The organism is Sphingomonas sp. IC4-52, from assembly GCF_020707225.1.
Classification (GTDB): domain Bacteria; phylum Pseudomonadota; class Alphaproteobacteria; order Sphingomonadales; family Sphingomonadaceae; genus Sphingomonas.
Genome location: NZ_JAJFEU010000004.1, coordinates 359,175 through 373,645 on the forward strand (window position 1 = coordinate 359,175; position 14,471 = coordinate 373,645).

General features: G+C 65.5%; 13 protein-coding genes. 9 read left to right on the forward strand and 4 right to left on the reverse strand.

Features of this window, described 5'->3' with window-relative positions; all coding sequences use genetic code 11:
* The first annotated feature begins 10 nt into the window (after positions 1-10).
* Genes LK535_RS12510 through LK535_RS12520 form a run of 3 tightly spaced genes read left to right on the forward strand, consistent with a single transcriptional unit; the run spans position 11 to position 3,434 of the window.
* Complete coding sequence (locus LK535_RS12510) at positions 11-751, forward strand: ABC transporter ATP-binding protein (RefSeq protein ID WP_227772233.1); 741 nt, start codon at positions 11-13, stop codon at positions 749-751.
* Positions 748-2,187, forward strand: a complete 1,440-nt coding sequence (locus LK535_RS12515; protein WP_227772234.1) for an ABC transporter permease — start codon at positions 748-750, stop codon at positions 2,185-2,187. The genes LK535_RS12510 and LK535_RS12515 overlap by 4 nt, the downstream gene beginning before the upstream one ends.
* The gene (locus LK535_RS12520) at positions 2,184-3,434 is read left to right on the forward strand and encodes a DUF3526 domain-containing protein (protein ID WP_227772235.1); all 1,251 of its coding nucleotides are present in this window, start codon (positions 2,184-2,186) and stop codon (positions 3,432-3,434) included. The genes LK535_RS12515 and LK535_RS12520 overlap by 4 nt, the downstream gene beginning before the upstream one ends.
* Here LK535_RS12520 and LK535_RS12525 read toward each other — a convergent pair.
* Complete coding sequence (locus tag LK535_RS12525) at positions 3,376-3,693, reverse strand: hypothetical protein (protein WP_227772236.1); 318 nt, start codon at positions 3,691-3,693, stop codon at positions 3,376-3,378. The two genes, LK535_RS12520 and LK535_RS12525, sit on opposite strands and share 59 nt — an antisense overlap.
* A 627-nt stretch (positions 3,694-4,320) precedes the next feature.
* Between LK535_RS12525 and LK535_RS12530 the strand changes: the two genes are divergently transcribed.
* From LK535_RS12530 to LK535_RS12550, 5 genes are read left to right on the forward strand one after another with little or no spacing between them, the layout of a single operon-like run.
* Positions 4,321-6,750 carry a TonB-dependent receptor gene (locus tag LK535_RS12530; protein ID WP_227772237.1) on the forward strand — a complete coding sequence of 810 codons (2,430 nt, stop codon included), beginning with the start codon at positions 4,321-4,323 and terminating at the stop codon, positions 6,748-6,750.
* Between the two features lie 14 nt (positions 6,751-6,764).
* Positions 6,765-8,132, forward strand: a complete 1,368-nt coding sequence (locus LK535_RS12535; protein WP_227772238.1) for an LLM class flavin-dependent oxidoreductase — start codon at positions 6,765-6,767, stop codon at positions 8,130-8,132.
* Entirely contained in the window at positions 8,129-9,097 is a 969-nt protein-coding gene (locus LK535_RS12540; RefSeq protein ID WP_227772239.1) for an aliphatic sulfonate ABC transporter substrate-binding protein, read from the forward strand. Before LK535_RS12535 ends, LK535_RS12540 begins: the two co-directional genes overlap by 4 nt.
* A gap of 10 nt (positions 9,098-9,107) precedes the next feature.
* Positions 9,108-9,965 (forward strand): ABC transporter permease subunit, encoded by an 858-nt coding sequence (locus tag LK535_RS12545; protein WP_227772240.1) that lies wholly within the window; start codon positions 9,108-9,110, stop codon positions 9,963-9,965.
* A 1-nt stretch (position 9,966) separates the two neighbouring features.
* On the forward strand, positions 9,967-10,707 hold the full coding sequence (locus LK535_RS12550; RefSeq protein ID WP_227772241.1) for an ATP-binding cassette domain-containing protein: 741 nt from the start codon (positions 9,967-9,969) through the stop codon (positions 10,705-10,707).
* 45 nt (positions 10,708-10,752) lie between these two features.
* Here LK535_RS12550 and ssuD read toward each other — a convergent pair whose 3' ends face one another.
* The 3 genes from ssuD to uraH all read right to left on the reverse strand — a co-directional run bounded on the left by ssuD (position 10,753) and on the right by uraH (position 13,398).
* Positions 10,753-11,901 carry an FMNH2-dependent alkanesulfonate monooxygenase gene (ssuD, locus tag LK535_RS12555; RefSeq protein ID WP_227772242.1) on the reverse strand — a complete coding sequence of 383 codons (1,149 nt, stop codon included), beginning with the start codon at positions 11,899-11,901 and terminating at the stop codon, positions 10,753-10,755.
* Complete coding sequence (locus LK535_RS12560) at positions 11,898-12,833, reverse strand: TauD/TfdA family dioxygenase (protein ID WP_321576563.1); 936 nt, start codon at positions 12,831-12,833, stop codon at positions 11,898-11,900. The genes ssuD and LK535_RS12560 overlap by 4 nt, the downstream gene beginning before the upstream one ends.
* A 166-nt stretch (positions 12,834-12,999) precedes the next feature.
* On the reverse strand, positions 13,000-13,398 hold the full coding sequence (gene uraH / locus LK535_RS12565; protein ID WP_227772243.1) for a hydroxyisourate hydrolase: 399 nt from the start codon (positions 13,396-13,398) through the stop codon (positions 13,000-13,002).
* Positions 13,399-13,494: 96 nt separating this feature from the next.
* Between uraH and LK535_RS12570 the strand changes: the two genes are divergently transcribed.
* On the forward strand, positions 13,495-14,346 hold the full coding sequence (locus LK535_RS12570; RefSeq protein ID WP_227772244.1) for a LysR family transcriptional regulator: 852 nt from the start codon (positions 13,495-13,497) through the stop codon (positions 14,344-14,346).
* The last annotated feature ends 125 nt before the right edge of the window (positions 14,347-14,471 follow it).

Below are 14,471 nucleotides of genomic sequence, written 5' to 3' on the forward strand. Positions count from 1 at the left end.
GGATCAGCCGATGACCAAAGACAATTTCGCACCGATCCTAATCGACAACCTGGTGCTCGCGTACGGCCAGCATTGCGTCCTCGACGGGCTTTCCTTGCAGGTGCCCGCAGGCAGCATCACGGCACTGCTCGGCGGCAACGGCGCGGGCAAGTCGACGACGCTGGCGGCATTGCTCGGCTTCGTGCGCGCGCAATCCGGGACGGTTCTGGTGTCGGGAATCGACCCGGGAAGTGCTGCGGACGCCGCGCGCCGGTGCATCGCCTATCTGCCGGAGAATGTGGCGCTCTACGAGCATCTGACCGCCGTCGAGAATGCCGATTATCTGCTGGCGCTGTCCGATGAGCGCAAGGAACGGCGGATCATCACCGATGCCTTTGCCGCGGCGGGGCTTCAGGACCGCGCCTGGGACCAGCGGCTTGGCGGCTTTTCCAAGGGTATGCGGCAGAAGGTAGCGATCGCGGTCGCGTTGCTGCGTGAAGTGCCCGTGCTGCTGCTCGACGAGCCGACCTCCGGGCTCGACCCGCGTGCTACCGCTGATTTCAATGCGCTGGTCGCCGCGGTGCGCGATCGCGGCACCGCGGTGCTAATGGTGACGCACGACCTGCTCTCAGCCGCCCATGTCGCCGACCGGATCGGATTTCTCGAGGCCGGCCGCATTGTCGAGGAAGTCGCGGCGAGCGGGCCGGAGCGGTTCGACGTGCGCTCGCTCCACGCCCGTTTCGCTGTCGCGGCGGAGCGGCTCGCGGCATGAGCGCTACTCCCCTTATCGCTCGTGACGAGCTGCGGCTGATGGTCCGCAATCGTGTCGCGGTGATCGCTTTTACGCTTCTGGTGCTGCTGACACTGGTGGCCGTGCTCAGTTCCTGGGCGCACCAGCGCGGCAATGCGGAGCTGCGTGCCCGGCACCAGCATGCCGCGGAGCACGCCTTTGATGCGCAGCCCGACCGTCATCCGCACCGGGTGGTCCACTATGGCCACTTCATCTTCCGGCCGCTGGGACCGCTCGCGGCCTTCGATCCCGGCGTCGACGCGTTCACGGGCAGCAGTATGTTCCTCGAGGGCCACCGTCAGAACACCACTAATTTCGGCGACGTGCGGCAAAGCTCGCTGCTGGTCCGCTTCGGCCAGCTCACTCCCGCTTTCGTCCTTCAGGCCGTCGCGCCATTGTTGTTGATTTTCTTGGGCTATGGCGCGCTCGCGCGGGAGACCGAACGCGGCACGATGCGCCTGCTGATGCTGCAAGGCGCGTCGCGCGGCCAGGTGGTCCGCGGCAAGCTGCGGGCGCTGGGCACGGTTGCGCTGCTCGCAGGACTGCCGGCGATGATCGGCTTCGTCGCGATCGCCGACCAGCCCGGCGCACTGGCCTTGCCCATCGCGACTATCGCGATCGGCTATGCCGCCTATCTCGCGCTCTGGGTTGTGCTGATCCTGCTGGTGTCAGCCTCGGTCCGCCGCAGCCGCGATGCGCTGCTGGCGCTGGTCGCAATGTGGGCCGTCGCCGTCGTGCTGCTGCCGCGTGTCGCGCCCGATCTGGCGAGTGCCGCGGTGCCGCTGCAGAACCGGCTCCAAACCGATGTCGCCATCGCCCGCGACCTGCGACGGATGGGCGATAGCCACAATCCCGACGATCCGCACTTCGCCGCCTTCAAACAATCGGTGCTGAAGCGTTACGGGGTCATGCGGGTCGAGGATCTGCCGGTCAACTACAAGGGCCTTCTGGCGCTCGAAGGCGAACGGCTCACCTCCGAATTGTTCGAACGCTATGCCGGCAAGAGCTACGCCGCTCAAAACCGGCAGAATGCGCTCGTGATGGGAGTAAGCGTGCTGAGCCCGGCGATTGCGCTTCGCTCGCTGTCGATGGCTGCCGCCGGGACCGACTTTGCAGGACACCGCCGCTTCCTCGAGCAGGCGGAAGCATATCGCTACGCGCTCGTCCAGCGGCTCAACCGGATGCAGGCCGAGGCAGTCAGCTACAGCGACGACACCGCCACCGACACCGATGCCGACCGGCGCAAGCGCGTGGCGGCGGATAATTGGGAACAGATGCCGGACTTCACCTATCGGCCGCCGAGCGGCGCCGCACTTGCCACAGGCGCGCTGCCGGGGCTGGCAATCGTGCTTGGCTGGCTGGCCGTCGCTGGCGTGCTGCTCGTCCGGGCCTCCCGCCGGTTGGGAGAGAGCCGATGACACTTTGGAAGCATGAATTGCGGCTGCTGCTGCGCGGGCGCCTCAGCACCGTCGCATTGGCGCTGCTGGCGGCTCTTTCGATAGCCGCCTGCGCCGCGGGCATGGCAGAAGTGTCGCGCCAACGCGCGGCAATCGCCGCGATCCCCGCGGCGCAGGCGGAGGACATCGCCGCCGTCGCGGACTATGTGGACCGCACCAAGGATGCCGGCGGCGCAGCCTATTACAGCTTCCACCCGACGTGGGACGCGCCGTCGCCGCTCGCCTTCGCGGCGCTCGGGATGCGCGACGTATCGCCCTACATCCTGCGCATCCGTGCGCTGGGATTGGAAGCGCAAATCTACGATGGTGACACCTTTAATCCCGAGCTCGCGCTTCCCGGGCGGTTCGACTTCGCCTTCATGCTGGTGTTCCTGGCGCCCTTGTTCGTGATCGCGCTGTTTCACGATCAGGTCTCGGGTGAGCGCGAGGCAGGGCGACTGCGTTCGCTGATGGCGCTTCCGCGCGGCGGGTCGGGGCTGATGCGCCGCCGGACCTTGCTGCGGCTCGCGTTGCTCTGGGCGGTGCTGGCGGTGCCGTTCACATTTACCGCTATTGTGTCCGGCGTCGGCGTCGACGTGATCCTGCTGATCCTAGCGGTGATCGCGGCGTATCTGTTCTTCTGGATCGTGCTGACGGCGCTGATCGGCCGCTTGCGCTGGAGTTCGGTCGCTAACGCCGCAACGCTTGCCGCCTGCTGGCTGGTTTTGGTGCTGATCGCCCCGACTCTGGCGCATGTCGCGATCAACCGCGCGGTTCCGGTGGATCAGGGGGCCGAGATCGCTCTGGCGCAGCGCGAGCGCGTGAACCACGCCTGGGATATCCCGCGCGAGGAAACGATGCGGCGCTTCTACGCCAATCACCCACGCTGGGCGGCCTCGGCCCCACTTGGTCCGGAGTTCCACTACAAATGGTATCTCGCCTTTCATCAGAACGGCGACGAGAGCGTGGCGGGCCAGGTGCGCGCCTATCGCGCGGGGCTGGAGCGGCGCGACGCTGCCGCGCGCGCGCTTGGCTGGGTGCTGCCGTCCGTTGGCGTGCAGGCGCTGCTCACTCGGCTGGCCAAGACGGATCTGACCGCACAGATCGCCTATCAGGACCGCATCCGCGACTTCCACCGCCGCCTGCGCGAATTCTATTACACTTTCCTCTTTAACGATTACCCATTCGGCAAGGAGGATTTCGCGCGAGCGCCTGTCTTTGGGCGATGACTTTCATCCGGGTGTGACGAGGCCGATTGCTGGTCCTGATGATAAAAGGCAACGTGGTGAGCGTCAGGTCGACCAGTTCCTTCGACGTGAACGCAGCGGCCGCCGCAGCACAGGCCTGATCGGACGCATGAATCGCGCTGATGTTGGTGACTTCCTCCGCCCAGACCAGCGCAGCGCTATAGCGATCCGAGAACAGGTGCGGCACCTCTGCCCGGACCGGGATGAGCGCCACTTTGTCGATCAACATCGTCTTCAGCATGTCGACGCGATGCGCGCACGCGTTGATCTGCAAGACGCGCAGGAAGATCAGGTGGACGAGCTCCTCCGGGGGTCGGTGTTCTTCGTCACATAATGGTAGATCCCGAACCGGGCCTTGGCGCCGTCCGGCGCGACGTCGTACCAGTTCAGTCGTTGCGTTGCGCTCATGATGCTTTCCTCGTCAGAGGCGCCGACCACCGGCGCTGACGGACTTGACGAGACGCGAGGACGCGTCGTGACACCGCGCCCGAGATGGCGAGTAAGTAGCGAGCCTTTCTCGCGAAACGAGGTCGGATCCTGAGCGAAGCAGATCTCTCATCGGGTGAACCAAAGCTATCTTGCCGTTAATTCCTACTTGTTCAGTATGGATTCAACGGTGGTCGCCCGATTGCGGCCCGCGGCGTTTTGATGGGATCAGCTTGCTCCGCGTCACCAACGGCTAAAGCGCACCCGGCGTGTCGACTGGCGGCACGGCGCGTGTTCCCGCATCTCGGGAGAACGAGCATGGTCGACCCGCCGCGCTAGGCCGCTTCACGCATCCATCGCCAGCGCCTGCCCACTCGCCAGCATGATTGGCGGGCAGCGAGCGCGCGGGCTGATTACAGATCGATAAAGGGACCACATCGCAATGCCCCTGCCCCTCACTGCCTGGCTGTTGGCCAGCGCAGGCAGCATATCTGTGCCCTCTGGCCATGCCGCCACCGTCACGATTACTCCTTCGCCCACTGCGGGGACGACCGCCGCGAGCATCGACCCCGAAACCACAACATCAGCCAACCCCCCTTCCGATGGTGGTTCTGACATTCTCGTCACCGCGAGGCGCCGGGCGGAAAGCGTGCAGGACGTGCCGCTTGCCATCAGTGTGCTGGGCGGCGAGGCGCTGGAGCAGAAAGGCGCCTATCACCTCCAGCAGATCTATCAGGAGGTGCCGAGCCTGACGGTCTATACCTCGAACCCGCGCAACGTGACGGTCAACATCCGCGGCTTGGGATCGAACGTCGCCACGGCGAACAACGGGCTGGACCTCGGCGTCGGATTCTACGTCGACGACGTCTATTATGCGCGCGTCGGCCAGTCCGGCTTCGACCTGGTGGATCTCGATCGAGTGGAGATCCTGCGCGGGCCGCAAGGCACCCTGTTCGGCCGCAACACCACCGCCGGGGCCATCGTCGTCACCACCAAGCGACCGAGCTTCACGCCGGAGGCCTCCGGAGATGTTTCGGTCGGCAATTACGGGCTGTTCCAGGCGCGGGGAACCCTGTCCGGCGGAATAGCCGAGAACGTCGCCGGGCGCCTGTCGTTCGAGGCGACGAAGCGCGACGGATACCTGCGCAACATTTTCCAGGATCGCCGCGTCCACGACTTTCAGAACTATACCGTGCGCGGGCAATTGTTGTTCACGCCGACCGAAGCGCTGAGCGTGCGCGTCATCGGCGATTATGCCCGGCAGGAGCAGAATTGCTGCGTTCCGGTGCTGCTCGGATCGCTCGCCGCTTATGACAATGGCGCGCCGATCGCGTTCAACTACGCCCAGCGGATCGCCCAGTTCGGCTACACCCCGCCGCTCGCCGACCCCAAGGATCGCATCACCGACAGCGACTGGCTGGGCCCGATCCGCATGGAACAGGGCGGCGTGCAGGTGAACGCGGAATATGATTTTGGCGGGGCTACGCTGACCTCTGTCTCCGCGGCCCGCTTTTGGAACTGGACGCCGCGCAACGACCCTGATTATTCGGCCCTCAACATATCGCTGGAGGGCAATCAGTACGACCGCCAGCGGCAGTTCAGCCAGGAATTTCGCCTTGCCTCCAACGGTCGGCGGACGCTCGACTGGGTGGTGGGGCTCTATGCCTTCCACCAGAAAATTCCTGGTTGGTTCATCAACGAATATGGCCGCGACGCGGGCGAGTTCCTGATTGCGCCTGGCACTGCCGGCCTGACCCCGGCGCAGCGCCGCGCCGCGCTGGAAGGCACCTACACCTACGCCTCGTCGGAACCAAAGACGACAAGCGTTGCGGCGTTCGGCCAGGGCGTGTGGCACCTGACCGACGCGGTCGATCTGACGGTTGGCCTGCGGTACACGCATGAGCGCAAATACGGGTTCTACGAGCAGGTCCGCGGCGGCGGGGCGCCGCTTTCGACGCTGACGCCAGCGCAGATCGCGCTGCGTAACGCCTACACCCCTGTCTATGCGCGCTACGATCTCGATCGCAGTTGGGGCGACCTTTCTGGCATGGCGAGCCTGTCGGGCAAGTTGGGCGAAGACGCGCTGGTCTATGTCACCTATGCGCGTGGGCAGAAGTCGGGCGGGCTGAACTTCGCCACGCTGCCGCTCTCTCCGGACGGTACGCCACTGCTGAATCTGGCAGTGGTCTCGCCGGAGAAGGTCGACAATTACGAGGTCGGCCTGAAAAGCGAATGGTTCGACCGGCGCCTCACCACGAATTTCTCGGCATTCCTGACCGACGTCTCCAACTATCAGTCGACGATCGTCGACGCGAGCGTGGTGCCGCCCCGCGCCTACATCGCCAACGTCGGCGATGTCAGATCCTATGGTATCGAAGGCGACGTGCGGGCGCGTCCCGTCGGGGGGCTCTCGCTCTACGCCAGCGGCACGTGGAACCCTGCCGAATACCGCCGGTACACCAACGCACAATGCCCGTTTGAGATACGCGCGCCTGGGCAACCCACAGTCTGCGATCTGTCCGGGCGCCGCCTCCCCGCCGCCTCGCGATGGGCCTGGTCGGCGGGCGCCAGCTATGACGCGGCGCTGAACGAAACCGTCACCGGCTTCATCGGCGCGGACTATGCGTACCGTTCGTCCTTCTACACGACGTACAACCTCAGCCGCTTCTCGCTGGTGGAAGGCTTTGGCCTCCTCAACGCGCGGCTCGGCGTGCGCGGCAAGGATGGTCGCTGGGAAGCGTCCCTCTGGTCCCGCAACCTGCTGAACAAGCTGTATTTCTACTCAAAGGGCATCAGCGAGAACGGCGCCGTCTTCTACGGCCAGCCCGGTGATCCGCGCACCTTTGGCCTCACCTTGCGTCACCGTCTCTGACCGGGAGAACAACCATGACCAAACGCACCGACAAGATCCGCCTTGGCGCTTTCCTGATGGCAACAGGCCACCATGTCGCCGCATGGCGGCACCCGCGCGCCGCCAAGGACGCAGGCGTCGATATCGAGCATTACGTCTCGCTCGCGCAGAAGGCGGAAGCCGCGAAGTTCGACATGATGTTCCTGGCCGATAGCCAGGGCGGCTTCGTCGATCGGGGCGATCCGGAAAGCATCGCACGCATGGCAGGCGTCGCCGGGTTCGAGCCGATCACACTGCTGAGCGCGATTGCGGCTCGCACGCAACGCATCGGCCTCGTCGCGACAGCGACCACGACTTACTATCCGCCTTTCCTCCTCGCTCGCCTGTTCGCCTCGCTGGACAATGTAAGCGGCGGGCGCGCGGCTTGGAACCTCGTCACCTCCGCCTCGGCTGGTGAGGCGCAGAACTTCGGGCTGGAGCAGCATCCCGAGCCGGAGGTTCGCTACGCCCGCGCCGCCGAATTTGCCGCGGTGGTAAAAGGATTGTGGGAGAGTTGGGAGGACGATGCCTTTCCGCGCGATCGCGACAGCGGCCTCTTCGCCGATCCGTCAAAACTCCACATCCTTGGGCACAAGGGCGCGCAGCTTTCGGTTGCCGGGCCGCTCAACGTGCCGCGATCGCGGCAGGGGCATCCCGTCGTGGTTCAGGCTGGTTCGTCCGAACCGGGGCGCGAACTTGCGGCTGCGACTGCCGAAGTGGTGTTCACCGCGCACCAGACGCTCGCCTCCGCCGCAGACTTCTACGCCGATGTGAAGGGCCGAATGGCACGGCACGGCCGGCGGCCCGAGACACTGAAGATCATGCCCGGTGTCATGGCCGTTGTAGGCGACAGCGAGCACCACGCCCGCGAAAAGTACGAGGAGCTCCAGGCGCTCGTTCATCCCGAGATCGGCCAACGGTTCCTCGCCCGGCTGTTCGAGGACGATCGCCTACTGGAGCATGACGAGAATCAACCGCTTCCTGATTGGGTGCAGGTCGACGGGCGCAAGAGCCGCCCCGCTCTACTGTTGGACATGGCGCGGCGGGAGAACCTGACCGCCCGCGAGCTTCACCTGCGTGTCACCGGCGCGCGCGGCCATTGGACGATCTTCGGCGATGCCGGGCAGATCGCCGACCAGCTTGAATCCTGGTTCGATGGCCATGGGGCGGACGGCTTCAACGTGATGCCGCCGCACCTGCCGGACCATTTGGATGACTTCATCGCCGAGGTGCTGCCCGAACTGCGCCGCCGCGGCCGCTTCCGCACGGACTATGAGGGAACGACACTGCGAGAAAACCTGGGCCTGCCCTTTCCGGAGCACCCCGCCCGAAGAGCGGCCGCGCTGGCGGAGGCGGCGGAGTGAGGCGCCGTGCATTGCTGGCCGGCACGCTGGCGCTGATGCTCGCCGCGTGCGGCAAGGGCGGCAGCGCAGGCACAGGCAAGGGCCTGACGATCGGTGTTCAGAAGGGCGGCGTGCTGTTCGTTGCGAAGGAGCGTGGCGCGGTAGAGAAGACGCTCGCGGCACAGGGTATTACGCCGGTGCGGTGGGTGGAATTCCCCTCCGGCCCTCCATTGATCGAAGCGATGCGTGCGGGCTCGGTCGATCTCGGCGCCGTCGGCGATACGCCGGTCGCCTATGCGCAGGCGTCCGGATCGGACATCGTCTATGTCGCGACGCACAGCTTCCCGAGCGCGATCACCGGCGGACTGATCGTGCCACGCCAGTCCCCGGTACGCACCGCCGCCGATCTTAAGGGCAAGCGCCTCGCCTTTACCAAGGGCTCGGCCAGCGAACTCAGCGCGGTCATCGCGCTGAAGAAACACGGGCTGACGCTGAAGGACGTGACGCCGGTGTACCTGGCGCCGGGCGACGCAATGACCGCGTTCAGCAACGGGTCGATCGATGCCTGGATCACTTGGGATCCCTACCGGGGGCTCGCCGAGGAGCGGCATGGCGCACGCGAGGTCCCAATCGACCGGGCTGGCCTTGCCTCCACCGTCTTCTACATCGCCCGCGGCACGGTGGTTAAGGAACGGCCGGAAGCGATCGCCGCCACGCTCGACGCGCTGCGCGATGAGGCTGCCTGGGCGCGGGCGAACCTAGACACGGTGAGCAAGCTTTCTGCCGCCGCGACCCGTCTCCCGCTTCCCGTGCAGCAGAAGATGCTCGCGCGCTACAAGGGCGCCGCCTTTGTCGTCGACCCGGTCACGCAGGCCGACATCGCCAACCAACAGCGTGTCGCCGATTATTTGACCGAGGCGGGTGTACTGAATCGCAAGCTGGACGCCCGCGCGATCGCCTGGACCGGCTGGACCCCAAAAAGCTGAGGAGACGATTATGGCCAGTCTCGCGCCTAACCTGACGCTCTCTAATGCCAATGCGGCCCCACCCGGGCCGACAAGCACCCTTTCCCCAGCACCCGCGGGCTCATGGCTCGCCCGCACACGCTGGACCCCCGCGATCCTGCCAGTACTTCTGCTCGCCACCTGGCAGCTCGCCTCGACCACCGGAGCGTTGCCGGCAACGATCCTCCCCGCCCCCACCGCAGTGATCGATGTCGGGGGTGAGCTGATCCGCGACGGCACGCTGATCGCAAACCTGGGTGTCAGCGCGGCGCGCGCGCTGGTTGGTCTCCTGGCGGGCGGTACGATCGCCCTTGCGCTCGGCCTTGCCACCGCATTGTCACTAGGGCTTCGGCGCCTGCTGGATCCGACGCTGCAGGCGGTGCGAACCATTCCGCACCTCGCGCTGATCCCGCTCGTCATCCTCTGGTTCGGAATCGACGAAGGGGCGAAGATCCTGCTGGTCGGCTGGGGCGTGTTCTTCCCGATCTATCTCAACACTTACCACGGTGTGACCTCCGTCGACCCGGGATTGATCGAGATGGGACGAGTGTACGGAATGCGGCGTATGACGCTGTTTCGCCGCGTGATCCTGCCCGGAGCGCTGCCGTCGATCCTGGTCGGCCTGCGCTTCGCGCTGGGCATCATGTGGCTGACGCTGATCGTCGCGGAGACCATCGCGGCCAATTCGGGGATCGGCTACATGGCGAACCAGGCTCGCGAGTTCAGCCAGACCGACGTGATCGTCCTCGCGATTCTGGTCTACGCCTGCCTTGGCAAGCTCGCCGACAGCATCACGCGCCTGATCGAACGGCGCTTCCTGCGCTGGAATCCAGCTTATGGAGAACGCTGACATGGCCACCGTTCATACCCTTGCCCGCACAGCGGCGCAGGGCGGCGCGACGATCACGATCCGCGGCCTCGGCATTGCGTTCGGCAGCAATCGCGTGATCGACGCGCTCGACCTTGATGTCGCGGCTGGCGACTTCGTCTCGATCGTCGGCCGGTCCGGCTGCGGCAAGAGCACGCTGCTGCGCGCGATTACCGGGCTGGAGCAGCCCGATGGCGGCACGATCGAAACGGATCGCGATCGCACGCGCGTAATCTTTCAGGAACCGCGGCTGCTGCCCTGGGCCAGTGTGCTCGACAATGTCGTGGTGGGCGCTGACGGCACCCCGGCCGAGAAGCGTGAGCAGGCGATCGAGGCGCTCGCACTCGTCGGCCTGACCGAAAAGGCAGCCGAATGGCCCTCGCGCCTGTCCGGCGGCCAACGCCAGCGCGTCGCGCTGGCCCGCGCGCTCGTCAGCCGGCCACGCCTGCTGTTGCTGGACGAGCCGCTCGGCGCACTTGATGCGCTGACGCGGATCGAAATGCAGCGACTGATCGAACGGGTCTGGCTGAACCAGGGCTTCACCGCGCTGTTGGTGACGCACGACGTGACCGAGGCGGTGACGCTCGGCAATCGCGTGGTGATCATGGAAGGCGGGCGGATCGCGCTCGATCGGGCCGTTCCGGCGGGCCGTCCGCGTCGCCATGGCGATACAGGGCTGGCACTGATCGAGGGCGAAATTCTGGAACGACTGCTGGAGAAATAAGGCGGCAAAGCTCCCCTCCTCCCTGCGGTGGAGGGGAGCAATTGCTCAGCTCGCCGCGGCCTGCCGCAGTGTGGTGAAAGGGAATTGCGGCGGCGCTTCCTGCACCTTCGGGCCGTTCACCAGATTGAGATGCGGGAACAGCAGCTCGGCCACTCGATAGGCCTCCTCGAGATGCGGATAGCCTGAACCGATCACGGTATCGATGCCGATCGCGGCATATTCCTCCAGCCGCTCGGCGATCGTTGCGGGGTCGCCCACCAACGCGGTACCGGCACCCGTCCGCACCAGGCCGATGCCGGCCCACAGGTTTGGGCTGACCTCCAGATCCGCGCGGTTGCCCTTGTGGAGGTCGCGCATCCGCGCTTGACCCACTGACTCCGTGCGCGCCAGAGCGGCCTGAAAGCGGGCGATATCATCGTCGGTGACATGGCGGATGAGCTCGTTCGCCGCGTCCCATGCCTCGCCTTCCGTCTCGCGCACGATGAAGTGCAGCCGGATGCCGAAGCGGATGGTGCGCCCCCGCGCCGCCGCCCGGGCACGCACGTCGTCAATCACCTCCTTCAACTGGGCGGGCGGCTCACCCCACGCCAGATAAACGTCGACATGCTCGGCTGCGATCTCCCGCGCGATGTCGGAGGAACCGCCGAACCAGATTGGCGCATGCGGTTTTTGCACGAACGGGAATTCCAGCCGGCCCTTGCGGATCGACAGGTATTTGCCTTCCCGCGTCACCGTCTCGCCGCGGCCCAGGGCACGAAAGATGTCGAGGAACTCGGCGGTTTGTTCGTATCGCTCGCGGTGATCGAGGAAGATCCCGTCCCTCGCCAGCAACTCGCTGCTGCCGCCGGTAACGACGTTGAGCAGCAGCCGCCCTTCGCTGATGCGATCCAGCGCCACCGCCTGCCGAACCGACTCCGCTGGCAGCGTGAGCCCCGGCCGCAGTGCGACCAGCAGCCGCAACCGCTCGGTTACGGGGGCGAGGCTGGCGGCAGTGACCCATGCATCGGCGCAATGCGATCCGGTCGGCATCAGCGCGCCGGAGAAGCCTAGCTGGTCTGCAGCGATTGCCACCTGTTTCAGATAGCCCGGCGTCGCGGCGCGCGCGCCATCGGTAGAGGCCAGATACCTCTGGTCGCCGGCTGAGGGCAGGAACCAGAGGAAATCGAGCGGGCTGCGGTTGGCGGCGGCGGTCATTCCGCAGCCTCCAGCAGTTTGCCGTCCGCCTCCGGGCGGATCGCACGGCTGCGACGGCCGTCAATCGACACCGGAACGTCACCGGCAATGGTCACCCGGCGGACCGTGCGCCGCTGCAGGCCGAAATCGGCGGTGGCGCGGTGCTGGGTAGCGCGATTATCCCAAATCGCCACATCACCTTCGCGCCAGCGCCAGCGGACGATGTTTTCCGGCTGGAGGATATGGTTTTGGAGGATCTGGAACAGCGCCAGGCTGTCCGCCTGCCCCAGGCCGACGAAACGCTGCACGAAATGGCCAAGCAGCAGCGTCCGTTCACCTGTTACCGGATGGACGCGTACCACTGGATGCTCGGTCTCGTGCACGACGCGGGCGAACACCTCGCGCTGGTAGCGGATCCGCTCCGCCGAGGATTCGGGACGCAGCGCCGCATAATCATAAGCGTTGGAATGAACTGCCCATAGTGTATCGGCCAGCACGCGCAGCGGCTCCGGCAAGGCATCGTAAGCAGCGGCCGTATTCGCCCATTGCGTGTCGCCGCCCGCCTCCGGAATGGTCACGCCGCGCAGGATCGAAGCGGCCGGATAAGCCGGGACGAAGGTGACGTCGGTATGCCAGGAGTTTGCGGCCCGCCCGTCGGTTGAATCGAGGTCGAGGATATGCTGCGTTCCCTGCCGTACCGGAACGGTCGGGTGCGACACTGGAGCGCCAAAGCGCGCCGCAAATGCCTCCTGCCCGGCATCGTCCAGCTGGTGCTGATCGCGGAAGAACAGCACCTTGTGCCGCGCGAGTGCCGCATGAAGCGCCTCGATGATTTCGGGTGCGAGATCGGCGGATAGTGTAATTCCGCGCACCTCGCCGCCGATGCGGCCGGCGACAGGCGTGATGGCCAGCGGGCTGGCTGGGTCGGGCATGTTGATGAACTGAGTCGTCATTGGGCACCTCCTAATTCCTATCTTCTTAGTAGGATTAGAGTAGTGCCACGAAGATCGGCTTCGTCACTCAAAAGCCGGGCTAATGAGTTCGCAAGGGTGTTAGAAGGTTGGAATGGCCAACGGGCCGGAGGACCACATGCCTACTCCGGACAGCGCGGCTATCATCTCAATTGCCCCGATACGTCGAATAGCCGAACGGGCTTACCACAACCGGAACGTGATAATGGGCGGCGGCATCCGTCACGCGGAACACCACGGTGATTTCCGGAAAGAACGGAGCGGCGCTGGCGTCGGGATAAGCCGACATATCGAAGGTCAGCCGGTAATCACCCTTGTCGAACTTTGCGGGATCGCCAAAGCTGCGCACTCGGCCGTTGGCGTCGGTGCGAGCCGTGCCCACCTGAACCCAGCTGCCATCAGCCGTGCGCTTGGCAAGCACCACGGGCACATTCTGGCCGCCGACCCCCCGTGCGAGATCCAGGACGTGCGTTGACAGGTCGGCTGCCGCCGCCGGCGCGGCCGTGCTGGCGAGAAGGAGGCCCAGGCTTAAACCAATGCGCTTCATGCTGATCCTCGGAGTTCAAGTGAGGTGTGGAAGAGGTGGCGTCGCCAACCGCCATCATCAAACGATATTTCCGGATGAAGATCATTCATCTATCGAATGACGGTGCTTGATCCACGCCTGCTGCAGACCTTCATCGCGGTGATCGACACCGGCAGCTTCACGGTGGCGGCGGCTCGGCTGCATTCCACGCAATCCACGGTGAGCCAGCATCTCGCACGACTGGAACGCGCGATCGGCTTCAGCCTGGTCGACCGGGCCGCCCGACCAGTCGGGCCGACTGCGGTCGGAGAGCGCCTTGCCACTTACGCGCGGCGCCTCCTGTCCTTGCAGGAAGAAGCGATCATGCTGTTGTCCGATCCGGCCGGTACCTCAACCATCCGCATCGGCATTCCCGACGATATCGTCACGGCGCAGATGAGCCGCAGGTTTTCGGCCTTCGCGCAAGCCAACCGGCAACATCGCCTGGATGTTTCCACCGGACTGAGCCGGGATCTGTCGCGCCGCTATCAGGCGGGCGAGCTCGACATCGTCGTGGTCAAGGAACCTGTGGCAAGAGCCGAGGCCCTGGCCAGCTTTGACGAACCTGTCATGTGGTTCGAAAGTGCGAGCGCTGCGGCACCGTTGGTAGATCCCGTGCCTTTGGTCACCTTTCCGCCGGGTGGGCTGTACCGCGACCTGATGATCGAGCGCATGGCAAGTGACGGCCGACGTTGGTACGTCGCCTTTACCGGCAACAGCCTTGCCAGCGTATTGTCGGCAGTGGAAGCGGGCGTCGGCATCGCCATTCTTCCGCAAAGCGCCGTGCGTGGCGCGGCTGTACGCGAACAGGAGGAGCTGGGAGATGCGCCTGCCCTGGCCGTTTCCCTTTACGCCTGGGAGCGTAACGCGGCAGTGGCCGCGCTGGCCAAGGGCATGGAGGAAGAACTGCGGGCCACGCGGAGCAACTGAAGCGCGCCGCTTGGTTCGGCCGCTTTATCTGCGGGAGCGATCTCCTTCAGCGAAGGCGGCGGCCCGGCTTGTGGAGAGTGCGCTGTTTCAGGCGCCGTCGCCCTGCTGGCACGCAAGGAGCGACT